We start from the raw sequence: 229 nt of genomic DNA on the forward strand, positions 1-229 counted from the left end.
CGGTGAGATAGCCGTAGCGGGTGTAGGGAAAGCTGTCGATCTTGACCGTCACCGCCTGGCCGGGCCGGATGAAGCCGATGTCCTTGTTGAGCACGGTCGCTTCCACTTCCAGCGCCTCGCGGCTGGGCACCACCGCCAGCAGCGGCTGCGCCGGAGTGACCACGCCGCCTACCGTGTGCACGGCCAACTGCTGGACCGTGCCGTCGACCGGCGCGCGCAATTGCATCAG

The 229-nt window shown here is 67.7% G+C and carries 1 protein-coding gene; it reads right to left on the bottom strand.

The features are described 5' to 3' along the window. Positions 1 to 229 (bottom strand): HlyD family efflux transporter periplasmic adaptor subunit (locus tag HKX41_14075; GenBank protein ID NNC25261.1); only part of this gene is annotated, 229 nt, incomplete at both ends.

Origin of the sequence: Salifodinibacter halophilus, assembly GCA_012999515.1 — a bacterium.
Classification (GTDB): domain Bacteria; phylum Pseudomonadota; class Gammaproteobacteria; order Nevskiales; family Salinisphaeraceae; genus Salifodinibacter; species Salifodinibacter halophilus.